Annotated in this window: 16 protein-coding genes; 9 read left to right on the top strand and 7 right to left on the bottom strand. The window is 41.1% G+C overall.

Annotation, left to right across the window (positions count from 1 at the left end; genetic code table 11):
• The first annotated feature begins 35 nt into the window (after window positions 1-35).
• The 4 genes from uhpC to fbpC all read left to right on the top strand — a co-directional run bounded on the left by uhpC (window position 36) and on the right by fbpC (window position 5,909).
• Window positions 36-1,355 carry an MFS transporter family glucose-6-phosphate receptor UhpC gene (gene uhpC / locus PR808_RS09490; protein ID WP_206082489.1) on the top strand — a complete coding sequence of 440 codons (1,320 nt, stop codon included), beginning with the start codon at window positions 36-38 and terminating at the stop codon, window positions 1,353-1,355.
• A gap of 20 nt (window positions 1,356-1,375) precedes the next feature.
• Entirely contained in the window at window positions 1,376-2,407 is a 1,032-nt protein-coding gene (locus PR808_RS09485) for an ABC transporter substrate-binding protein (RefSeq protein WP_272539189.1), read from the top strand.
• Between the two features lie 348 nt (window positions 2,408-2,755).
• Window positions 2,756-4,834 (top strand): ABC transporter permease, encoded by a 2,079-nt coding sequence (locus PR808_RS09480; RefSeq protein ID WP_272539188.1) that lies wholly within the window; start codon window positions 2,756-2,758, stop codon window positions 4,832-4,834.
• Entirely contained in the window at window positions 4,824-5,909 is a 1,086-nt protein-coding gene (gene fbpC, locus PR808_RS09475; protein ID WP_206082492.1) for a ferric ABC transporter ATP-binding protein, read from the top strand. The genes PR808_RS09480 and fbpC overlap by 11 nt, the downstream gene beginning before the upstream one ends.
• A 154-nt stretch (window positions 5,910-6,063) precedes the next feature.
• Here fbpC and PR808_RS09470 read toward each other — a convergent pair whose 3' ends face one another.
• The 4 genes from PR808_RS09470 to ulaR all read right to left on the bottom strand — a co-directional run bounded on the left by PR808_RS09470 (window position 6,064) and on the right by ulaR (window position 9,551).
• Window positions 6,064-6,936, bottom strand: coding sequence for a DMT family transporter (locus PR808_RS09470; RefSeq protein ID WP_272539187.1), 873 nt, complete (start codon window positions 6,934-6,936; stop codon window positions 6,064-6,066).
• The gene (locus tag PR808_RS09465; protein ID WP_272539186.1) at window positions 6,923-7,216 is read right to left on the bottom strand and encodes a 2OG-Fe(II) oxygenase family protein; all 294 of its coding nucleotides are present in this window, start codon (window positions 7,214-7,216) and stop codon (window positions 6,923-6,925) included. Before PR808_RS09465 ends, PR808_RS09470 begins: the two co-directional genes overlap by 14 nt.
• A 397-nt stretch (window positions 7,217-7,613) precedes the next feature.
• Window positions 7,614-8,681: an L-ascorbate 6-phosphate lactonase gene (gene ulaG / locus PR808_RS09460; RefSeq protein WP_206082495.1), complete on the bottom strand. Its 1,068-nt coding sequence runs from the start codon at window positions 8,679-8,681 to the stop codon at window positions 7,614-7,616.
• A gap of 114 nt (window positions 8,682-8,795) precedes the next feature.
• Entirely contained in the window at window positions 8,796-9,551 is a 756-nt protein-coding gene (gene ulaR / locus PR808_RS09455; RefSeq protein WP_206082496.1) for an HTH-type transcriptional regulator UlaR, read from the bottom strand.
• Window positions 9,552-9,953: 402 nt separating this feature from the next.
• On the opposite strand from ulaR, the gene PR808_RS09450 reads away from it, so the two are divergent.
• The 4 genes from PR808_RS09450 (at window position 9,954) to PR808_RS09435 (ending at window position 13,742) form a co-directional block, all read left to right on the top strand.
• The gene (locus PR808_RS09450) at window positions 9,954-11,708 is read left to right on the top strand and encodes a PTS ascorbate-specific subunit IIBC (RefSeq protein WP_206082497.1); all 1,755 of its coding nucleotides are present in this window, start codon (window positions 9,954-9,956) and stop codon (window positions 11,706-11,708) included.
• A gap of 69 nt (window positions 11,709-11,777) precedes the next feature.
• A complete protein-coding gene (locus tag PR808_RS09445; RefSeq protein WP_206082498.1) occupies window positions 11,778-12,254 on the top strand; it encodes a PTS sugar transporter subunit IIA in 477 nt (158 codons plus the stop codon).
• Between the two features lie 14 nt (window positions 12,255-12,268).
• Window positions 12,269-13,090: a Cof-type HAD-IIB family hydrolase gene (locus PR808_RS09440; RefSeq protein ID WP_272539185.1), complete on the top strand. Its 822-nt coding sequence runs from the start codon at window positions 12,269-12,271 to the stop codon at window positions 13,088-13,090.
• Between the two features lie 4 nt (window positions 13,091-13,094).
• Window positions 13,095-13,742 carry a 3-keto-L-gulonate-6-phosphate decarboxylase UlaD gene (locus PR808_RS09435; RefSeq protein WP_206082500.1) on the top strand — a complete coding sequence of 216 codons (648 nt, stop codon included), beginning with the start codon at window positions 13,095-13,097 and terminating at the stop codon, window positions 13,740-13,742.
• A 115-nt stretch (window positions 13,743-13,857) separates the two neighbouring features.
• Here PR808_RS09435 and PR808_RS09430 read toward each other — a convergent pair whose 3' ends face one another.
• Window positions 13,858-16,521 (bottom strand): calcium-binding protein, encoded by a 2,664-nt coding sequence (locus PR808_RS09430; RefSeq protein WP_272539184.1) that lies wholly within the window; start codon window positions 16,519-16,521, stop codon window positions 13,858-13,860.
• Window positions 16,522-16,884: 363 nt separating this feature from the next.
• A complete protein-coding gene (gene purL, locus PR808_RS09425; protein WP_272539183.1) occupies window positions 16,885-20,772 on the bottom strand; it encodes a phosphoribosylformylglycinamidine synthase in 3,888 nt (1,295 codons plus the stop codon).
• Between the two features lie 273 nt (window positions 20,773-21,045).
• Here purL and mltF point away from each other — a divergent pair, with 273 nt between their 5' ends.
• A complete protein-coding gene (mltF, locus tag PR808_RS09420) occupies window positions 21,046-22,713 on the top strand; it encodes a membrane-bound lytic murein transglycosylase MltF (protein ID WP_272539182.1) in 1,668 nt (555 codons plus the stop codon).
• A gap of 29 nt (window positions 22,714-22,742) precedes the next feature.
• Here mltF and tadA read toward each other — a convergent pair whose 3' ends face one another.
• A complete protein-coding gene (tadA, locus tag PR808_RS09415; RefSeq protein WP_206082504.1) occupies window positions 22,743-23,234 on the bottom strand; it encodes a tRNA adenosine(34) deaminase TadA in 492 nt (163 codons plus the stop codon).
• Window positions 23,235-23,324 lie beyond the last annotated feature (90 nt).

Here is a 23,324-nt window from a genome sequence, read left to right as displayed (position 1 = left end):
TTGATTACATTTTGCCAAACACGAGAAATACCATCATGACAGGTCAACATACATTGGATTTGGATAGCACTTATCGCTTTTGGCGCCGCCGACTGATGTTATTCATGATAGTGGGTTATGCCACCTTTTATCTGACGCGAAAAAGCTTCAATTTTGTCATGCCTGTCATGCAGAGCGAATTGCTGCTCGACAAAAGTGATATTGGCTGGATTGCCACGGCGTTTTACCTGACTTATGGCATTTCCAAGTTTTTATCGGGTATTTTCCACGATATCACAGGCTACCGCTGGTTTATGGGTGCAGGTCTTGTGATGACGGGGCTACTGAATATCATTTTTGCCTATTGTTTATCGTTCCCTGCCCTTTTGTTGGTATGGACGCTAAACGGATTTTTCCAAGGTTGGGGATGGCCACCTTGTGCACGAATTCTCACTCACTGGTACTCACGTAATGAACGTGGTTTCTGGTGGGGGTTGTGGAATATCTCCATCAATCTCGGCGGCATGCTGTTGCCTTTGCTCACTGCGCTGTTAGCAACACAATACAGTTGGCAAATGGCATTGATAGTGCCAGGGTTGATTGGTGTGGGGGTTGGGCTTTGGTTATGTCGCCAGCTGCGAGGAACACCACAAGAAGAGCAACTACCCAGTGTTGGGCAATGGCGCCAAGATGTGCTGGAGCTACGCCAAGAGCGTTTATCCCCCCCGATGCCAATGTGGGTGATTTTAAAAGACGCGATTGTTTTCAACCGCATGATTTGGTTATTAGGTTTCTCCTATATTTTGGTTTATCTCATTCGTATGGCGATAAACGACTGGGGAAATCTCTGGTTAACAGAAACACACGGCACCAATTTACTCAGTGCCAACGCAACATTGTCGTTATTTGAATTAGGTGGGCTACTTGGCGCACTGTGCTCAGGATGGGGCTCTGATATTTTGTTTCGCGGGCAGCGGGCACCAATGATTTTGCTGTTTTCATTGGGGTTGTGTATCTCAGTCAGTGCTTTGTGGCTTACCCCTATTCATCATTACGCTTTACTCGCAGTGTGTTTTTTTGCTATCGGCTTTTTTGTTTTTGGACCACAAATGTTAATCGGTCTCGCTGCAACAGAATATTGTCATAAAAAAGCAGCGGGCGCGGTAACGGGTTACCTTGGGTTGTATGCCTATCTAGGGGCTGCAATTGCAGGGTGGCCGCTCTCTCAAGTCATCGCACATTACGGTTGGTCAGGGATGTTTACCTTACTAGCCAGTGCCGCTGCCTTGATGGGGCTACTGCTTATGCCGCTTTTGATTGCGAATGTCAGCAAACGAGAGCACATGGCAGGATCTGTTTCACCCTCTGATAATTAAAATCTGATAAAGGATTGAAAATGAAACTGAAAACTCTCTCTACTCTAATCGCAGCAGGCTTATCCCTCGCCGCAATTTCGACCACTGCAAGTGCGGCGGGTCGCCTTGTGGTTTACTGTAGTGCAACCAACGCGATGTGCGAAACAGAAACCCAAGCATTCGCTAAAAAATATGATGTGAAAACTACGTTTGTACGTAACGGCTCAGGCAGTACTTTAGCTAAAATCGAAGCTGAAAAACGTAACCCACAAGCAGACGTGTGGTATGGCGGTACATTAGACCCACATTCACAAGCAGGAGAAATGGATTTACTTGAGCCATACAAATCACCAAAACTCGATGAAATTATGCCTCAATTCCAAGACCCTGCAAAACGCAAAGGTAACTATTCCTCTGCGGTTTACATCGGAATTTTAGGCTTTGGAGTGAATAAAGATCGCTTAAAAGAAAAAGGCTTACCTATTCCAACTTGCTGGAAAGATTTAACCAAACCTGAGTATAAAGGTGAAATTCAAATCGCTGACCCACAAAGCTCAGGAACTGCGTATACCGCACTAGCAACATTTGACCAACTTTGGGGTAACGAGCAAGCCTTTGATTACCTGAAAAAATTAAACTCTAACATCTCTCAATACACCAAATCAGGTATTGCCCCAGCACGTAATGCCGCACGTGGTGAGTCTGCCATTGGTATCGGCTTCTTACATGATTATTCATTAGAAGTGGAAAATGGCGCACCACTAGAATTAATCGCACCATGTGAAGGTACGGGCTATGAAATAGGCGGGATCAGTATCCTGAAAAATGCCCGTAACATGGATAATGCTAAACTGTTCGTGGATTTCGTGTTGTCTAAAGAAGCCCAAGAGCTGAGCTGGAAAGAAGGTAAATCTTACCAAATCCTCACCAATACTACGGCGGAATCGTCCCCAATTTCGTTAAAACTGAACGACCTGAACCTGATTAATTACGATATGGACAAATACGGTGATGCCGATGTCCGTAAGAATTTAATCAACAAGTGGGTTACTGAAGTCAAAATGAGCAAATAACCACCCTGTGCGGCGTGAACGCGCCGCACTGAGCACTTACTTAACTAAAATAAAAATTAATTTAATTAAGCTCTAAATAGTTTGGGTTGTCACAAGGCGGCAAGCGACCTTATTCCGAGGAACATACACAAGCATGTGACTAGGATAACAAAGCAAAGCCAATACCGTGACAGCGCAAAATATAACTAGATAAAAATTCTAACTATTATCATTAAGCTCTAAATAGTTTGGGTTGTCACAAGGCGGCAAGTGACGTTATTCCTAGGAGCATACACAAGTATGTGACTAGGATAACAGAGCGCAGCCAACACCGTGACAGCGCAAAATATGACGAGCTTAGGGGGATCTATGTCTCAAACCCTAGCTCTGACACCACCTAAAAAGCGAGATAGCACCTTTTTTTGGCTGCTATTGGCATGGGTTGGTTTCGCCTTGTTACCGTCTTGGAGCCTTGATTATGGCTTACTTGACTCAACACAAGATGAAATCCTCGCCGCTTATGGTTGGAGCAGCATAAACATTAGTTGGCTTTGGTATCTCTTGCCATCTGTACTGTTTATTCGCCCGTTAACACCAGCGAATCGTTATCATAAAACACGCCATTACTTCGATATTGCTGTCGCGGCTATCACTGCCGTTGTGGTGATCATCACGGCTTACTTTGATGGTAAGGGCCTTGGTTATTCCGCCATTGTGCTGTTTATTGCCCTAGGTATGGTGATGACGCACGCGTTAACCCGCCTTGAGTGGCTGGGTGGCGACCAATTCGTCATTGGGTCGCTTATCACCGTTATCGCACTGATCACGTTGTTTATCGTCTTCCCAAGTGTAGCCATTTTTATCCCCATGTTTACCGATGGTAATGGGGATTTCGCGCCATTTGCCTTTGTGGCAATTTTAACGCAATCCCATATTGTTCAGGTTATCATTAACTCGGTATTTCTCTCTTTAGCCGTGGGAGCTGGCTGTACCTTCTTTGGGTTAATTTTAGCTATCTACACCACACGTATTGCGAAACGTTCTGCCATTATTGGTCGCGTATTTTCTATCCTACCTATCGTTACACCACCTTTTGTTGTGGGCCTTGGTGTCACCTTGATGATGGGGCGCTCAGGTTATATTACTGAATTTCTGGCGACTTACATGGGGTTAGAAAATACCAACTGGCTGTATGGCTTTACGGGAATTTGGCTCGCACAGGTTCTGGCCTTTACCCCAATGTCATTTATGATTTTGGATGGTGCGATTAAAACCATTCACCCATCATTGGAAGAAGCCTCTTATACCCTGCGCGCTAATCGTTACCAAACCTTCTTTAATGTGTTTATGCCATTATTGAAACCTGCATTAGCTAACGCATTTTTAATTGTTATTGTTCAGTCACTGGCCGACTTTAGTAACCCATTAGTGTTAGGCGGTAACTTCGATGTATTAGCGACGCAAATTTATTTCTATATCACAGGTTCTCAGTTAGATTACCAAGCAGCCAGTACCTTGGGCGCTTCCTTGTTAGTCTTCTCTCTGTTGGTATTCTGTGTGCAATATATGTGGATTGGTAAACGTTCGTACGTCACGGTTTCGGGTAAATCTTATCGTGGTGATGTCCAACCCTTACCATCGTCTTTAATTGCCACTGTCACGACATTCTTAGCGATTTGGGTCGCCTTTAACGTTCTGTTATACGGTAGCATTTTCTACGGAAGCTTTACGGTGAACTGGGGTGTGGATTACACCTTAACGTTAGATAACTTTATTAAGTTATTCGGTCAAGGTATGAGTGATGGCGCATGGCCTTCATTGCTCGATACCCTTCTGTATGCAGGAATTGCCGCACCGATCACCGCAATTCTGGGTCTATTAATTGCCTATATCGTGGTGCGCCAAGATTTCCGCGGTAAGAAAACCATCGAATTCACCACCATGTTATGTTTCGCCGTACCTGGTACAGTTGCGGGTGTGTCATACATCTTAGCCTTTAACGACACACCGTTCTATTTAACAGGTACAGCGGCCATCGTAATTATTTCGATGACTATGCGTAACGTTCCTGTGGGGATCCGTGCTGGCATCGCAGGATTAGGCCAAATTGATAAATCATTAGATGAAGCGTCGCTGAGCTTACGAGCAGGTTCTATGCGTACTATTTTCTTTATCTTACTGCCGCTCTTGCGCCCTGCGATTTTATCCGCGCTGATTTACAGTTTTGTACGAGCGATTACCACTGTTAGTGCAATTGTGTTCTTGGTTACTCCTGATACACGCGTAGCCACCGCTTACATTCTTAACCGTGTTGAGGATGGTGAGTATGGTGTTGCGATTGCTTATGGCTCCATTTTAATTGTGGTCATGCTCGCAATTATCTTCTTATTTGACTATTTGATTGGCGAAGCCCGTGTTTCACGTTCCAAAGCCAAAAATGCACAGTAATCATGGAGTAACTGACATGACACAACCGAATTCTTGTGAAACAACTAGTTTTGTTGAATTAAAAAATGTGACTAAACGCTTTGGTAGCAACACGGTTATCGATGATTTAAGTTTGTCCATTCCCCAAGGCAGCATGGTGACCTTATTAGGTCCATCGGGTTGCGGAAAAACTACCGTTTTACGTTTAGTGGCAGGGCTCGAAAAGCCGACCGAAGGCCGTATGTTTATTGATGGGGAAGATGTAACCGACCGTTCAATACAACAGCGCGATATTTGTATGGTGTTCCAGTCCTACGCTTTGTTCCCCCATATGTCATTAGGGGATAACGTAGGCTATGGCTTGAAAATGTTAGGGTTACCGAAAGCTGAGATCAAAAAACGCGTTGATGAAGCATTAGAGCTGGTGGATTTAGCTGGCTTTGCCGACCGCTTTGTTGACCAAATTTCGGGAGGACAACAGCAGCGTGTCGCCTTAGCTCGAGCGTTGATCCTCAAGCCAAAAGTGCTGTTATTTGATGAGCCGTTAAGTAACTTGGATGCCAACTTACGCCGTAGCATGCGTGAGAAAATTCGCGAGCTACAGCAGCAATTTAACATCACCTCCTTGTACGTTACCCATGACCAAAGTGAAGCCTTTGCGGTGTCTGATATGGTGTTGGTGATGAACAAAGGGAAAATCATGCAGCTAGGTTCCCCTCAAGAGTTATACCGCCAGCCAGCGTCGAAATTTATGGCGAGCTTTATGGGGGATGCCAATATTTTCCCTGCAACATTGACCGCGGATTCTGTGGATATCTTTAATTATCGCTTGCCTCGTCCTGCGCAAATTACCTCAACACAAACGCAAGTCACTGTGGGTGTTCGCCCTGAAGCCATTACCTTGAGTTTACAGGGTGAAGATAGCCAACGTTGTACGGTTACTCACGTTGCTTATATGGGACCTCAATACGAAGTTACTGTTGACTGGCATGGCCAATCCATGTTGCTACAGATCAATGCAATACAGTTACAACCTACTGTTGGCGAAAATCTTTATTTGCAGATCCACCCATATGGCATGTTTATTCTTGAGTAATATCCCACTCTTTGAATAATACTAAATGTCATTAGGTAACAAGGGAAACTTAGCATTGTGAATAGCACATTTCCCCTTCGCCCAAAAGGGCGGAGGGGAAATGTGCACCCATAAGAAAATAATCACTAAAAGCATATTATCGGTGACTTAAATATCAATTTTTATTTTTTTCTGAAAGTACAATTAACATACTTAGCAAAATAAATAACATACCAATTATCATTGAAATTGTCATCGACTCATCTAAAAGATAAGATGAAATCATCACACTAATGATTGGTGAAATAAGGATTGAGTATGATGAAAGCTTTGCGCCACCATGCCCTATCATATAATACCAAAGAACATAAACAATCACGCCATTAGCTAGCCCCATATAGATAATTGGTATATATACACTGATAAAAAACTCAGAATGTATATTACTCAATATGTTTAAATCAACATTTAAAAATGGAATTAATAAAATAAAAAAAACAAATGACACTACATTTTGATAAAATACTTTTGAAGTTAGGTTTATTTTCAAGGTGATTTTTTCAGATAAAATAGTTCCTAGTGCCCACATAAATGCACTTAATAAAATTATCACTTCACCAATACTTATACCAACTGGTGATATAAAGATAAAAATACCACTAATGCATAACAAAGATACAAATACTGACCTAGTTTCAATATGTTTATTCATTACACCCAATACAACTGTTGCCATTACTGGCATTGTATAAACAAGTACAGATGCCTTTACCGCTTCTGTATACTTTAACGCCAAACTATTTAATATAGGAACTAAAAAAACATTTAAAAAACCAAGTGGAATACTTTTTACAAAATCTCGCAAATTAAACCGACACCGACTAAAAAAGAAAAAAACAAAACACAAAAAAACAACTGAGATAATTAGTGAGTAGATTCTAAAAGCCCAAACACCTACTTGGTCAATCGCTAGTTTTGATATAGGAAATGCACTCCCCCATATAAATGATATTAAAATAGCACAAAGAAGTACTTTAATTTTTTTCATTATACCTCACAACTAATGCCATTCTTTTACTTGTTCTATTAGATGTCACTGCGGAAACGAAATGTGGGATTTTTCTTTTTTTTGTATCAAAAATTAAAATATTTAAATATGACGGGATAAAAGTATCTAAAATTGTCTTTTTATCCTTATCTAAAATCATCGTTAATCCTCCATAATTTGCTTCCCATTCCTTGGTTAGGTTAATGACAATACCTATCCCATCATCGGAGTCGCAATGTGTAGTTAGAAAATCATCTTTATCAAATCTGCTTAAGTACATGTTTGATATAATATTTATTTTACTTCCCGTTAGGTTTTCTAAAAAACTTTTAAATTTAACATCATTAACAACTGAAATTAAATTAGCATAAATTATTTTTATCTCATTAAAACATATTCTTCTATACGTTCAGTTAATTCATGCAATATTATTTCATTTTTCATATTTCCACCTTGAATTAATTTAATTTAATCTTAGTGTTATCTATATTGATAACACTAAGATTAAAAAGCATTAAATTAAGGCAGTCAATACCAACAAATTAATAAAAAACAACACCGTATAAATAATAAATATATTTAAAATACATATCATTTTAATATATGTATTTTTTTAAATACAATAAAAAAAGCAGCACCTAAGTTTCCTTAAATGCTGCTTTTAATAGCAAGGTTAATTATAAAAATGCTTTATATGGCAATTCAGGTTCATTTTTAAAGATATCGTTAAAACCACGAAAATGCTGATAATGCATACGGTCTTTATCCGTTGGGTAAGTATATTTGCCCCCCACTTGCCAGAAGAACGGTGCAAAGGTGTATTGCAAGCGCTCTTTTTTCATATTCCACAGCACTTCAATTTCCCGCGGGTCATTTTGGAAGTTTGCCCAAATATCATGGTGGAATGGAATAACCCGTTCACAATCTAATGATTCAGCTGCACGTAAAATATCCGATGAGGTCATTTTATCGGTCACACCACGCGGGTTTTCACCAAAAGAAAGCAGTGCGACATCAATATTGTAACGATTACCGTGTGCCGCATAATAGTTTGAATAGTGTGAATCACCTGAGTGATAAACCGAGCCGCCAGTGGTTTCAATTAAATAGTTGACCGCCCGTGAATCCATGCCATCCAAAATGTCCTTATCATAAGAAGAGACCCCTTGAGGTAGTGTCACTAGCGCCGTGCGGTCGAACGAATCTAATACGCGGATTTTCATGTCCCCCACTTCGAGTACATCACCGACTTTGGCGACAATACAGCGCTCAGCGGGCACTCCCCATTTTGTCCATAAATCCACGCACGCTTGTGGGCCAATAAACTTAACATGATCACCGCAGTTTTGCAGTACGGCCGCCGCCACGTTCACGTCGATATGATCAGCATGGTCATGGGACGCTAAAATGGCATCGACTTCTTTAATCGCAAATGGGTCAAGAGGGAAAATTGCTGTACGTAAGTTGGGTTGCAATGCTTCTACTCCGCCCATACGCATCATTTGATGCTGCTTGTTCATGAGTGGATTTTTTTGCGTTTTTTTCCCTGTTCCACACCAAAAATCGATGGAAATATTCGTATTACCTGCGCTTTTCAACCAAATACCTGTGCAACCTAACCACCACATTGAAAATGTATTCGGCTCAACAACCGTTTTTTCAATTTCTTCATTTAGCCAAGTTCCCCACTCAGGAAACGTGCTTAAAATCCAAGATTCACGTGTAATTTCATTGACTTTGCTCATAGTGATAATACCTTTTTCCAGAATTTTAGATGTCGGGAGCCCGATGCCTTAATGAGAGAATTAAGGCATGAAGGCAAATTGGTTTAAATTCAATAAATCAGGTAGTGGATGGGATTAAACGAGTATCACTCGCGTCCCTTGCGCTTGAATTCCTTTAATCACCTCAGGATTGGCATTTCTTCCCGTGATAAGAACATCAATTTTATTAGCTGGGCAAAATAACATTCCCGTTCGATGCCCCACTTTGGAACTGTCAACAACCACCACTAACTTGTCTATTTGATCTAGCATCTGTTGCTCTGCCACAGCGGTTAACATATCAGCTTTATATAAACCCGCTTCTGTTAGCCCCTTCCCTGACGTGAACATCCAGTTACCTGCGTAGCCCATCAGCGTATTGAGGGCTGGGTTTAAAAAGATGTTTTGTGCCTTATTATACTGCCCACCAATTAAAATGACGTCTTCATGGTCTTCATCAATCAAATAACTGGCCAGTGGAAAATAATTGGTCACAATCTGTACGTTTTTACCACAAAGCTGCTGCCCTAACATAAAGGCGGTTGAACCACAGTTAATCACTGCACTTTCCCCTGGTAGGCAAAGTTCAGCCGCTTTAATCGCGATTTCTGATTTTTCCTCGTAATGATCAGCACTATTAATATTGAGTGGTGTCCACTTACGCTTTTTCGTTTCAATTCGTTCTGCACCATTACGGACTTTCCGTAACTTACCCTGCTCGTCAAGCTTTGAAATATCACGACGCGCAGTAGCAGGAGACACATTAAACTGTTCGGTAATATGAGAAACGTTAATCACCCGCTGCGTTTCTAATAACGACAAGATTTCATTGTGTCTTTGCACTTCATTCATAACTATCGCCTTATTAAGAAATAATCACATCAATGACAACTTATGATTGAAAATGATTATTGGTGATTAGTTTTGATTCTATTTATCTCATCCAATATTGTCAACCTTTGCCTAAGCAAAAAATTGATATTTGATATAAATAAAATTATCATATTGATTTAAAAGGTTATTTTAAATTTTACGTGATCAAGTCGCCATTTATTTATTTTTTTACTGGTAAAAAAACAGACAAATGCAAACAATCATAAAAGAGCAATTCGTGATTACATTTGATCATAATTGATTTTTGCGCGACCGTTTATCCATTTTAAATGATTATATCGCAATAACACCAGATACGATCAATATGATTAATCTCTGACCCCTATAAATTACAAATACAATTTGATTAGAGGTAAAAATATGGATTTTTTATACGACGCTTTCTATATTTTTTACAGCCAAGTAATGACTAAAGCGCCTCTGTTACTCGGCTTAGTCACTTTTATTGGTTACTGGTTGCTAAAGCGCGATGGAACAACAATTCTCAAGGGAACAATCAAAACGATTGTTGGCTTTATGTTAGTGGGTGTCGGAGCCAGCACCTTGGTATCTAGCTTTAAACCTGTTATTGAAAAAATGTCTGAATATCATGGCCTCACAGGTTCAGTTATCGACCCATACACCTCAATGATGGCAACCATGGAAACCATGGGTGATAACTATTCGTGGGTCGGCTATACCGTGTTGTTAGCCCTCGCGATTAATATTCTTTTAGTGCTCTTTCGCCGCATCACGGGTATTCGTACCATCATGTTGACAGGCCATATCATGTTCCAGCAAGCTGGCTTGATTGCTGTTTTCTATTTTGTGCTAGGTTCAAGCATGTGGGAAACTATTTTGTACTCTGCAGTCTTGATGGCGCTGTACTGGGGGATCTCCTCCAATATTATGTTTAAGCCAACGCAAGAAGTGACTGGCGGTGCTGGTTTTTCTATCGGTCACCAGCAGCAGTTTGCCTCCTGGATAGCCACTAAGGTTGCCCCAAAACTTGGTGATAAAAAAGACAGTGTTGATAACTTAAAATTGCCAAAATGGCTGCATATTTTCCACGATAGCATCTCCGCGACGGCCATTGTAATGACGCTCTTTTTTGGCGTTATTTTGATTTCTTTTGGTCTGACTAACCTGCAAACCATGGCAGGCACCACGCATTGGACTATCTACATTATTGAAACAGGACTGAAATTTGCCGTTGCTATTCAAATCATCGTGACAGGTGTGCGAATGTTTGTTGCAGAACTGTCTGAAGCATTTAAAGGCATTTCCGAGCGCGTTATTCCTAATGCCGTGCTCGCCATCGACTGTGCCGCTATCTATGCGTTCTCGCCAAATGCGATGGTCTTCGGCTTTATGTGGGGTGCAATCGGCCAGTTTGCTGCTGTATTGGGTATGTTAGCCTTCAACTCACCCATTATGATCATCCCAGGATTTATTCCGATGTTCTTCTCCAATGCGACCATCGGTATTTTCGCTAACCACTTTGGCGGTTGGAAAGCCGTGATGAAAGTCTGTTTTGTGATGGGCGTCATCGAAATTTTAGGATCTGCATGGGCGATTGACTTAATCAACCGCCAAGGCACGGATTTTAGTGGCTGGATGGGTATGGCCGACTGGGCATTAGCGTTCCCAGTGATTATGCAAGGCTTGTCATTCTCAAAAATGTTCTTCTTTGTGATTGTCGCTCTTGCCCTTGTCTACATGTACTTTGCCGCGAAAAAACTGCGAGCAGAAGAGGATGCCGAAGGTGCCCTTGAAGCAGCCATTGAAACAATAGAAGAAGACGTTGAATCAGCCCCACTTGAACACAGTGGTGCTAAACCGGTGCGCATCTTAGCAGTATGTGGTAATGGGCAAGGTTCCTCTATGATGATGAAAATGAAAATTGGCCAATACCTTGAGAAAAAAGGTATCCCACACGTTATGGATTCCTGTGCGGTATCCGACTATAAATCGAAATTAACAGCAACAGACATTATCGTCTCGTCAAAACATTTAAGTTCAGAAATGGACCCAGGTGAAGGTAAGTTCGTCCTTGGCGTACAAAACATGCTCAATCCTAATTCATTCGGTGACGAGTTGCTAAATATCATTCACACCAATTTTATTCGTAATTAATCATGTTGATGCCTCGATAAACGTCCCCCCATAGCTATCGAGGCAATTATCACCCAAGAGGAAGTCATAATGGGATTCAAACAATCATTAATCGACAATAATTCTATTCAACTCCATGCCAATGCAGCCCATTGGCGCGATGCTGTTAAAATTGGCACAGATATGCTGGTTGCCTCTGGTGCAATCAAACCGACTTACCATGACGCCATCATCAGCAGTGTTGAAAAACTGGGCCCGTATATCTGCATCGCCCCGCATCTAGCCCTACCCCACGCGCGGCCTGAAGATGGCGTTATTCGCACTGCTTTTGCCTTAGTCACCTTAGAAAAACCCGTTATTTTTGATGGGGAAGATGAACCTGTCGACGTTTTAATTACACTTGCGGGTAGCTCTTCGGACGAACATATGGAAGGATTGATGGAGGTCACCCAAGTTCTTGACGATGAAGATAGTGAAACGGGTGTCGATCTTAACAAACTACGCCAATGCCACACAGCCGACGATGTATATCGCGTGATTGATGAGGCACTCGCGAAAAATGCTTAAAAGGATTCATTGATATGTATAAAGTGCTCGCATTAGATTTAGATGGGACGGTTCTGACAGCTCAACACACAATCCACCCAGAAGTGAGGTCTGCTATTCAACATGCGGCGAAACACTGCCACGTAATGATTGTCACGGGACGTCACCACACCGCTGCGCGCCCTTATTACGATGAACTGGGGTTAACCACGCCAGTTATTTGCTGTAATGGTACCTATATCTATGATTATCAAAACGAAAAGGTGCTCACACAAACATCAATTGCCAAAGACGATGCCTTAGCCTTTATTGAATTGGCACAAAAAAAACAATTTAAATTGGTGCTGTATACCACCAATGAAATGACCTATTCAAAATCACAACCGATTGACTACATGAAAGATATGGAACAGTGGGCAGCGGATCCAAGCCTTGCTCATCCCCCTAAAATCTACCGTATTGATTCATTTGAAGAACAGGTTCGTGATACCGATTACGTTTGGAAATTTGTTGTTGAAGGTGACCCTAATGCCATTGAACAATTAATGGATGTCTCGTGGGTGAATGACAAATTCACTGCCGAACGTTCATGGGTCAACCGCATTGATATCGCCTGTAAAGGCAACAACAAAGGCATGCGCTTAGCGCAATACGTTAACCAACTCGGCCTCGAGCCTGAGCAAGTGATTGCCGTCGGCGATAACCATAATGATATTTCCATGATCCAATACGCAGGGCTGGGTGTTGCGATGCCTCACGCTGATGACGCAGTCAAAGCGCAAGCCAATGCTATCTGTGCCACCGATAACAATCACGATGGGCTCGCCCGTTTGATACGAGAAAAAATTCAAGGATAAAACCATGACTAAACCGTTGATCCAAATCGCGTTAGACCAAACTAACTTACCTGCGGCACTGGAAGTTGCTGAAAATGTACACACTTTTGTTGATATCATTGAAGTAGGCACAATTTTAGCGTTTGCTGATGGTATGAATGCAGTGTCGACGTTACGCCAAAGATATCCAGATCACATTCTGGTTTGCGATATGAAAACCACTGACGGTGGCGCAATTCTTTCGAAAATGGCATTTGAGGCAGGTGCAGATTGGATCACGGTGTCAGCGGCAGCGCATATTGCCACCATTGCAGCCTGTAAAAAAGTCGCTGACGAATTTAAGCGTGAAATTCAAATTGAAATTTACGGCAATTGGACATTTGACGATGCACAAAATTGGGTAGATTTAGGTATCACTCAAGCTATTTACCACCGTTCCCGTGATGCCGAGCTCGCTGGTATTGGCTGGACCGATGAAGATATCGAAAAGATGCGTAAGTTATCTAGTTTAGGGCTAGCACTATCAATAACTGGTGGCATCGTGCCTGAAGATATTCACCTATTTAATGGCATTAAAGCCAAAGCCTTTATTGCTGGTCGTGCCTTAGTGGGTGAAAAAGGCAAAAAAACCGCGGAAGCGTTGCGTGAGCAAATTAATCGTTTCTGGAAATAAGCTATTTGATGTACCACCTATAGTTTGCCCTAAAATAATATTCATTTTTAGGGCAAATTATTTTTAGATTGTCACTAAATATATAAAATAAATATCTCTGTGACTCGCTTAATTATTAAATTGCCGTTCCTTTATCCATAAAAACTCTTACAAGGCTCGCTGGGTTCCATTCGGACTTTATATTATTAACACCATGACTATTATATTCGTCCTGTAAGCGCATTGTTGCCAATGCATTTCCCAAGTATTCAAGTTTTTGTTGAGTTGTATATTCCCGCATACCAGGCAATAAATTACGATGAATAATTATTGGGGCTTCCACTCCATCTGCCTGATTAATTGTTACTTTATAGCCTGACTCAGATTGATAAATATATTGTGTTATTTTGTTTTCATTATTTTCTTTTAAAATAACTGGAGTTTCATTAAAGCTAATTAGGTATATCTCATTCGTTCCATTGCCATAATCAATAGTGCTTTCTCCCCTAACACCACCATCTATAATAAAAACATTATCTCCTTTTTTATCGTGTATTTCCCCATTATGCCCATTGATAATAAATACGTCATCGCCGGCACCACCATGCAAACTCGCAGTTCCTCCTCTCGCATCAAACACATTATTACTCAATTTATTTTTAGACAATGAAATAGAACCCTTTTCAACGTCAACTTTAAAATATCGACCATGACCACTTTCGTCCATTAAAACAGAAGATTTACCATTTATGTTAAGCACAAGCTCACCAAATGACTCACCCTGATTAATGATAATATTCTCCTTAGACATATCAATGAAATCATGTGAAGTATTTTTGAAAAAGCCCTTAAATGCATACATTGGTTGCCAAGGCAATAATGGTTTTTCCCTTTTCCAATACTGCTGATGTTCTGCTAAATATCTGACCATATAGCTCATACTTTCTTTTACGTCATTAGGGATATGTTGAGGAAGGCTATCATAGTGGTGAATATTATTTTTACGTCCCTCATTCTCTGGGAAATATTTTATTTTCACCTCACGAAGCTGCGATTTTGACGTATAAACTTGATACTTTGAGTTTTCTTCTTCGACTATTGTATATGCTTTATTAAAGTGCATTAAATGTATATTATTAATACCATTGTCATCATCTATAATTGTAGTTCCCATACCAATTGAGCCATCAACAATGTATTCGTCATTCCCCCATCCCCCCTTTAAAAGGTCATTACCTAAATCTGAAAGTAGCAAATCCCCTTGGCTCCCACCGTCTATAACATCATCACCGTTTCCACCGTAAAGAACGTTTATACCTTTTAATGCCTTAACGTTATCATTCCCATCCCCTGCATTAATAATGATCCCCCCACCACTGAAATCTTTAATTTTATCATCACCTGCTAATGTGTCGAAAACTCCCTCAGGGCAAGCTTGCCCCCTAAGAAGATAAATGTCATCAGACTGTTGGGTAAGCTCACTCACTGGATTACCCACAATAACCTTATGCCCTTTAGGATCGAGTTTAATTTGATATATATTTCCATTTGCATCTTTTAGATACACAAGATTCAGTCGATTATGTTCATAATTAATAAATTTAATTCTTGATTTTTTATCATTAAATATATTTTTAAAATATATCGACTGACCATCCACCATCAAATCCTTGCCAAGCCCATCAGAAACCTTAATAATTACACTTTCTTTCCCTGTATGATTTCCATGCAGTTCTGAAAAATCAAATGTTACTTCAGAAATGATAAAGTTATCTTCTTTTAATTGATAAATGTCATTTCCTTTCGTAACCATAATATAGCTATTTTTATTAATCATAGTGACTAAATCATCTTGGCTGCTACCTGTAAATCTTAAATTTTTAATATCTCCATTTAAGTTGAAATCCCCCCACATAGGAGCGTGATATCCATGGTTATTCACTATAATGTGCTTTTTCTCTTTATTAATAATAACGCGACCACTTTGATCCCTTGGAAGGTAATCCCTATTTTGTAAGTAGCTTACTTCGTAAAATTTCTCTATACTCTTCTTATAACTATCATTTGTTAAAATGGGATCTAATCTAAACCCATCCCGTGTATAAAGTTGATAATCATGATTTAATACTTTCCCCTCATCTAAGTCCTGATAAACATTTTTTAATGTGACGTTTAATTTTAAAGTTTCTGAGGGATTATGCGGTGATTTTGCGCTAATCGTTAGCGCTAGGTCATTACCCGCCAATTTAACGTCTGTTATCTCATCTAAAGAATAGCCTAAATGAATTTTACTTTTCCCTTTTGATGTTTCAACAATCCTTGCGCTCAGTTTAGTTATTGGTTTGCTTTTCGTATTTTCCCATTGGAAACGGCGTAAATAATAACTGTCATCCCCATTTCCCCCTCTTGCAACTCCTGCCCTAAAAATAAGATGATCATCTCCATCATATCCATTAATTTTAGTTTTTATTAAACCTGCATCTAAAATATTAGCCCTCTTATTTCCCTTTAATAAAACTTTAGATTTAGTCTGCCCATGGAGTATTACATTACTGACATCTTTCAACCTAACCTCATAGCACTCTGTATTGCTTAACTTTATATTCTTATTCATTAAGTTGATATATATTGGAATGGCAACATCCTCCATTAAAAAATTATTTTCATTGCCATTTATAGTTTTTGAAAAATTAACATAATTCTCCCCAAATAAAAAACTCACTGTTTCATCTTGCTTTAAGTTTTTAGTATAAATATCACTTGAAAACATGTTTTTTTTTAACATATCAGATAAACTCAAAATCTATTCCCCTGTAAAATCTCATTAATAAATTTGAGGTTTTAATACAGCCACCTCAATTCCCCAGTGGAATTTAACATGTTATTTTTTGTTTTTTAAAAAAGTTAATCTGATATATCACCTTCTTTATTGATAAAAAAAATACAAAAAAAATTAACTTTATAATAGTTATATTAATGTTCTATTTTTAAGCCATTCATTTAAAATAAACATAAATTAGGCAAGTTCCATTACCATGGTTCAGAAAATACTTTAAATAACCATATTTATATTAAAGTTAATAGGTGTCCATAAAAAAACACTCCACCGTTATGTTTCAATTCCTAACGATAGAGTGCCGTTCTTACTGAAATACTGAGTTTTTTAGCCTAGCTGTTTACGCGCATTACGGAAAATACGCATCCATGGGCTGTCCTCTCCCCATGTTTCTGGGTGCCAAGAATTGCTCACTGTACGGAATACACGCTCAGGGTGCGGCATCATGATAGTCGCGCGACCATCTTTCGATGTCACTGACGTAATACCATGAATCGAACCGTTCGGGTTCGCAGGGTATTGCTCCGTCACTTGCCCATAGTTGTTCACAAAACGCATCGCCACTAAGCCGTTATCTTCTAATTGCTGTAAGTGCGCTGCCGCGCGAACTTCCACTTGCCCCTCACCATGAGATACCGCAATCGCCATACGAGAACCTACCATATCTTGCAGTAATAACGATGGGCTGTTGGCGATTTCCACTAAGCTAAAGCGGGCTTCAAAGCGCTCTGAACGGTTACGAACAAAACGAGGCCAGAACTCAGCTCCTGGGATCAACTCATGTAAGTTGGACATCATTTGACAACCATTACATACACCCAGAGATAAGGTGTCAGGACGATTAAAGAACGCAGCAAACTCATCACGCACTTGGTTATTAAACAAAATCGATTTTGCCCAACCTTCACCCGCGCCCAGTACATCACCGTAGGAGAATCCACCACACGCTACCAGAGTTTGGAATTGTTCAAGGGATAAATTCCCCGCTAACAAATCACTCATATGTACATCAACCGCATCAAAGCCTGCTCGGTCAAAAGCAGCGGCCATCTCAACATGGGAATTAACCCCTTGCTCACGCAGCACGGCAACTTTAGGACGCACTCCAGATAAGATAAACGGCGCAGCAATATCATCGTCAATATCGTAAGTTAAATGAGCATTTAAGCCTGGGTCTTGGTTATCTTGCTTTATTGCGTGTTCTTCGTCTGCACACACTTCGTTATCACGCAGGCGTTGCATCTGCCATGTAGTTTCTGCCCACCATTGGCGCAGCAAGCTGCGTGATTCACGGTAAACGACCGTATCACGGCTGTTAATAATCACGACATCGTCATGAATTGCAGAGCCTAAATAATGCACACAATTCGCTAAACCCGCCTCTGCAAAGCAGGCCTCAACATAAGCTCTATCTGCACCACTGATTTGGATCACAGCACCTAATTCTTCGTTGAACAATGCAGCTAAGGTGTCTTCATCAAATGAGCTGATGTCGACATTAATTCCACAATGGCCTGCAAATGCCATTTCTGCTAAGGTGACGAATAGACCACCGTCTGACCGGTCGTGGTAAGCCAGCAATTTTTGCTCTGATAACAATTTTTGAATGGTATTGAAGAAACCGAGTAAACGCTCAGGGCTATGTACATCTGGTGCTTTATTTCCTAGTTGACGATAAACCTGTGCAAGCGCTGAACCGCCTAACGCGTTTTGACCTTCACCCAAGTCAATCAATAACAGCGCGTTATCTTCTACTGTTTTTAATTCAGGCGTTACTGTTAAACGTACATCTTCAACGCGACCAAACGCCGTGATCACCAATGACAGTGGTGATGTCATTTCACGATCTTCACCATTTTGCTGCCAACGCGTTTTCATCGACATGGAGTCTTTGCCCACTGGGATAGTTAAGCCCAATGCAGGACAAAGTTCTTCACCGACAGCTTTTACTGCCTCATATAGCCCAGCATCTTCCCCTGGATGACCTGCTGCTGCCATCCAGTTTGCAGATAATTTCACACGTTTAAGGTCTTGCACATAAGAACAAGCAAGGTTAGTGAGTGCTTCCCCTACCGCCATACGAGCCGATGCCGCAAAATCCACTAATGCCACTGGCGTTCTTTCACCAATTGACATGGACTCACCGTAGTAACTGTCTAAGCTCGCCGTAGTGACCGCACAATCAGCTACTGGGATTTGCCAAGGCCCTACCATTTGATCACGAGCAACCATTCCCGTTACCGTACGGTCACCTATCGTGATCAAGAAGGTTTTTTCTGCAACCGCTGGTAAGTGTAAAACACGTTTGACGGCTTCATTTAAATTAATCGCTGTTCTGTCTAATGCATCAGGCTCTGCTTTGAGGGTTTTCACATCACGTAGCATTTTGGGTGTTTTACCCAGTAATACATCCAATGGCATATCAATCGGTTGATTATCAAAATGCGCATCATTTAAGGTTAAATGGCGTTCTTCTGTCGCTTCACCAATCACCGCAAATGGCGCACGTTCACGCTCACAAATCGCTGTAAACTCAGCCAGATTCTCAGGGGCCACTGCCATCACATAACGTTCTTGAGATTCGTTACACCACACCTCTAATGGGCTCATACCAGGTTCGTCGTTCAAAATCTTACGTAATTCAAAACGGCCACCACGACCGCCATCACTGACGAGTTCGGGCATCGCATTGGATAACCCCCCAGCACCCACATCGTGAATAAATAAAATTGGGTTATCATCACCAAGCTGCCAACATCTGTCGATCACTTCTTGGCAACGTCGCTCCATTTCGGCGTTATCCCGCTGAACTGACGCAAAATCTAAGTCTGCATCTGACTGGCCTGATGCCATCGATGACGCCGCACCACCACCTAAGCCGATATTCATTGATGGGCCACCGAGTACGATCAATTTCGCCCCCACGGTGATCTCACCTTTTTGTACGTGATCCGCACGAATATTACCAATACCACCCGCTAACATAATTGGCTTGTGGTAGCCACGCAATTCTTCACCATTGTGGCTGTTCACTTTCTCTTCATATGTGCGGAAGTAGCCTAATAATGCAGGACGACCAAATTCGTTATTGAACGCAGCCCCTCCAAGCGGGCCTTCCATCATGATATCCAGTGCGTTCACAATGCGTTCTGGCTTACCAAAATCCTCTTCCCAAGGCTGTTCAAACCCAGGGATACGTAAATTAGACACTGAAAAGCCCACTAAGCCCGCTTTGGGCTTTGCCCCGCGCCCTGTCGCACCTTCATCACGAATTTCCCCACCAGAACCCGTTGCTGCACCAGGCCATGGTGAAATAGCCGTTGGGTGGTTATGGGTTTCCACTTTCATTAAAATGTGGGTGTCTTCTTGGTGATAACGATATGTGCGACCTTCTGGCTCTGGGAAGAAACGCCCAACGACAGAGCCTTCCATTACCGCAGCATTGTCTTTATAAGCAGATAGCACGTGATCAGGTGTTTTTTCGAACGTGTTTTTGATCATCTTAAACAGCGATTTAGGCTGTTCTTGGCCATCAATGACCCAATCCGCATTAAAAATCTTATGGCGGCAATGTTCTGAGTTCGCTTGTGCAAACATATACAACTCAACGTCTGTTGGGTTACGTTTTAACCCCGTGAAGGCCGCTTGCAGATAATCAATTTCGTCATCCGCCAACGCTAACCCCATTTCTGTATTTGCTGTTGCCAGTGCTTGGCGTCCACCTTTGATAATATCGATGGTTTTCATCGGTGCAGGTTGTTGGTGTGCAAACAAGGCACCTGCTTGTTCAAAAGAAGAAAAAATTGTTTCCATCATACGGTCATGTAACAGTGCAATCACTTCATGCCACTGTGCTTGCGTTAATGCATCTCCCTGAACGTAGTAGGCAATACCACGTTCAATGCGTTTAACTTGGGTAAGACCACAGTTGTGAGCAATATCCGTTGCTTTAGATGACCAAGGAGAAATTGTACCTGGGCGTGGAGTAACTAAAATCAATTTACCAAATGGGTCGTGCTCAGTTAGGGAAGGACCATATTTTAACAAACTGCTCAGTTTGCCTTGCTCACTATCACTTAACGGCGCTGATAAATCAGCAAAGTGCATATATTCAGCATAGATATCTGTTACAGGTAGTTGTTTTTCTGCAAACAACGCCAAAAGGCGGGTAATACGAAATGCTGATAGAGCAGGTGAACCACGCAAAATTTCCATAGTCTTAATTTCTCTCTTTTAAACGCCAGCCCTGAACATGAAAGCAGGGAAACTGGAGCCCATTATAGAGCAATGTTCATCAATACGAAACCGTTTGCGTGATTAAAAATAAAGCGATTAGTTAAATATTATTATGTGCTAAATACGATAATATAGGTTGCACCGATCATAATTGTTGAGCAAAATACCCAACCACTGGAATTATAACCATTACTTAGCCATACTCTTTTTTAGACACCACACAACACCAGTGACTGCACGAGAAATTATTATTTGAATAACTTAAAAGTTAACTACTTAATCATCGTGGTTATCGCGCTACTGGCTTCAATGGTCATCGGCTTTAATATCCGCTGGCCCAATACGCAAGATTCACAAATTAATAAAATACTGTCACAAGGTGAATTACGTATTAGTGCCGTCAGCTCGCCACTTATCTATATAGATGAGCAAAAACAGCTTCGTGGTTTTGACTACGAGCTTGCTCAAGGCTTTGCTTCGTACCTAGGAGTCAAACTTAAAATTACTATCCGCCCGACATTCGAGCAGATTTTTGTCGACCTCGAAAATGGTGATGCTGATATCGCTGTTGCTGGGCTACTCTACAATAAAGACCGATTAACTAAGACCAAAACTGGCCCAAGCTACCTGACGGTGACTCAGCAATTGGTCTATCGTAAAGGTTCAACACGTCCTAAATCGTTTAATGATATCAACGGTAAACTGCTTGTCACTTCTGGCACAGCCCATGCAAGCACCTTAAAAGAGCTTGCCAAAGAATACCCAAACTTAAAATGGGAAGAGACCTCTAAATACAATACAAATCAGATCCTTGAAATGCTTGCTGATGGTGAAATCGACTATACCCTAGAAGACTCTATCGCCGTTGCATTACAACAGCGCATTCACCCACAGATAGCCGTCGCCTTTGATTTACTCGATGATCATGCTGTCACCTGGTATATGCGACGTGGTGAAGAAAATAGTTTAGATGCTGCCCTACTTGATTTTTTCAACCAAGGCAACGAAACGGAGCTTTTGGCTCGCTTGAATGAGAAATATTTTAGCCATGTGGAATCGTTCGATTATTTCGATACGATGGCATTTATTAAAGCAATCGATAATAAACTACCTGAATATCAACCATTATTTGAAAAATACGCTGAAGTGATTGATTGGAAACTCCTCGCCGCAATTGCGTGGCAAGAGTCTCATTGGGACCCCCTTGCGACTTCGCCAACAGGTGTACGTGGTTTAATGATGTTAACTAAACCTACGGCTGCGACGATGGGTATCTCAGACAGGTTAGATGCAGAAGAAAGCATTAAAGGTGGCGCAGCCTATATTGCTTATATAATGGAAAGGTTACCAGAAACTATTGCGGAAGATGACCGTATTTGGTTTGCACTTTCTGCTTATAATATGGGCTATGGGCATATGTTGGATGTACGAAAATTAACTCAGATGCTTGGTGGTGACCCAGACAGGTGGCTTGATGTTAAAGCACGGCTTCCACTGTTAACCCAGAAGAAATATTACTCACAGCTCACTTATGGTTATGCACGTGGGCATGAAGCTTATCGTTATGTAGAAAATATCCGCCGATACCATCAAAGCTTAGTGGGATACCTTCAAACACAAGAGCGTAAGCAGCATGCTTTGGATATTGCCCAACAGTCTTTAACCTATTTAATTTTGCCTGAGAACTTAAAAACGAAAGAGGCTAAAACTGTTGAAAACCAATCACCAATCCCTGACAATAATCATATTCCCTATTTAGGGGGATTGAACTCATCAAAGCTGTCTCAAGATAACAATGAAAACACGAAAACATCACTCGGCCAATACCTCATTTCATTGCATCCTGAACCCAAAGAAACTGAATCAGAACAAAGCCCTGTGTTCATTTCCCCTCTTAAAACACCTAATTCAATACCTTAATCAGATTTTTTGCATCAATTCACAAAGCGTTAATTCTGTTGGCGCTTTTGTTCTTTTTTCTGTGTTCTACGCATTTTAAAAAAAGCACTCAGCATCGAGGAGCATTCTTCTGCTAAAATTCCCCCCGTGACTTCCACATAATGGTTTAGCCCTGCTTGCTCCATGATGTTGATATAAGAACCACAGGCGCCTGTTTTAAAATCTTTCGCACCATAAACAACGCGCCTAATACGGCTATGGATCATCGCGCCTGCACACATTATGCAAGGCTCTAAAGTAACGTATAACGTGGTATCAAGCAGACGATAATTACTCAGTGTTTGCCCTGCTTGTTGCAGTGCCATAATTTCAGCATGGGCGGTCGGGTTATGGTCGAGAATCGAACGATTCCAACCAGAGGCGATTAACTGATTATCTTTAACTAATAATGCACCTACTGGGATTTCACCTACATCTTGTGCTTTTAAAGCAAGTTCAAGGGCTTGCTTCATCCAATATTCATCAATTTCTATTTGTGTCACTCTTACCTCTGGGCGCTTAACTCGAAAGCTAATTATTACCAAATGTCAGAGTGACTGCAATTTTAAATCTTAATCTTGAGATTCTTCACC

This window comes from Providencia sp. PROV197 (assembly GCF_028479625.1).
Lineage (GTDB): Bacteria > Pseudomonadota > Gammaproteobacteria > Enterobacterales > Enterobacteriaceae > Providencia > Providencia vermicola.
Note: the sequence above shows the minus strand (reverse complement) of the source record. Positions and strands in the feature narration are given on the sequence as shown.

Coding starts and splice junctions, on each gene's coding strand:
- PR808_RS09470 (WP_272539187.1), bottom strand. CDS start 6,936: ATGAAAAAAATTAAAGTACTTCTTTGTGCTATTTTAATATCATTTATA.
- PR808_RS09485 (WP_272539189.1), top strand. CDS start 1,376: ATGAAACTGAAAACTCTCTCTACTCTAATCGCAGCAGGCTTATCCCTC.
- PR808_RS09465 (WP_272539186.1), bottom strand. CDS start 7,216: ATGTACTTAAGCAGATTTGATAAAGATGATTTTCTAACTACACATTGC.
- PR808_RS09440 (WP_272539185.1), top strand. CDS start 12,269: ATGTATAAAGTGCTCGCATTAGATTTAGATGGGACGGTTCTGACAGCT.
- PR808_RS09450 (WP_206082497.1), top strand. CDS start 9,954: ATGGATTTTTTATACGACGCTTTCTATATTTTTTACAGCCAAGTAATG.
- ulaR (WP_206082496.1), bottom strand. CDS start 9,551: ATGAATGAAGTGCAAAGACACAATGAAATCTTGTCGTTATTAGAAACG.
- fbpC (WP_206082492.1), top strand. CDS start 4,824: ATGCACAGTAATCATGGAGTAACTGACATGACACAACCGAATTCTTGT.
- purL (WP_272539183.1), bottom strand. CDS start 20,772: ATGGAAATTTTGCGTGGTTCACCTGCTCTATCAGCATTTCGTATTACC.
- ulaG (WP_206082495.1), bottom strand. CDS start 8,681: ATGAGCAAAGTCAATGAAATTACACGTGAATCTTGGATTTTAAGCACG.
- PR808_RS09435 (WP_206082500.1), top strand. CDS start 13,095: ATGACTAAACCGTTGATCCAAATCGCGTTAGACCAAACTAACTTACCT.
- uhpC (WP_206082489.1), top strand. CDS start 36: ATGACAGGTCAACATACATTGGATTTGGATAGCACTTATCGCTTTTGG.
- PR808_RS09445 (WP_206082498.1), top strand. CDS start 11,778: ATGGGATTCAAACAATCATTAATCGACAATAATTCTATTCAACTCCAT.
- PR808_RS09480 (WP_272539188.1), top strand. CDS start 2,756: ATGTCTCAAACCCTAGCTCTGACACCACCTAAAAAGCGAGATAGCACC.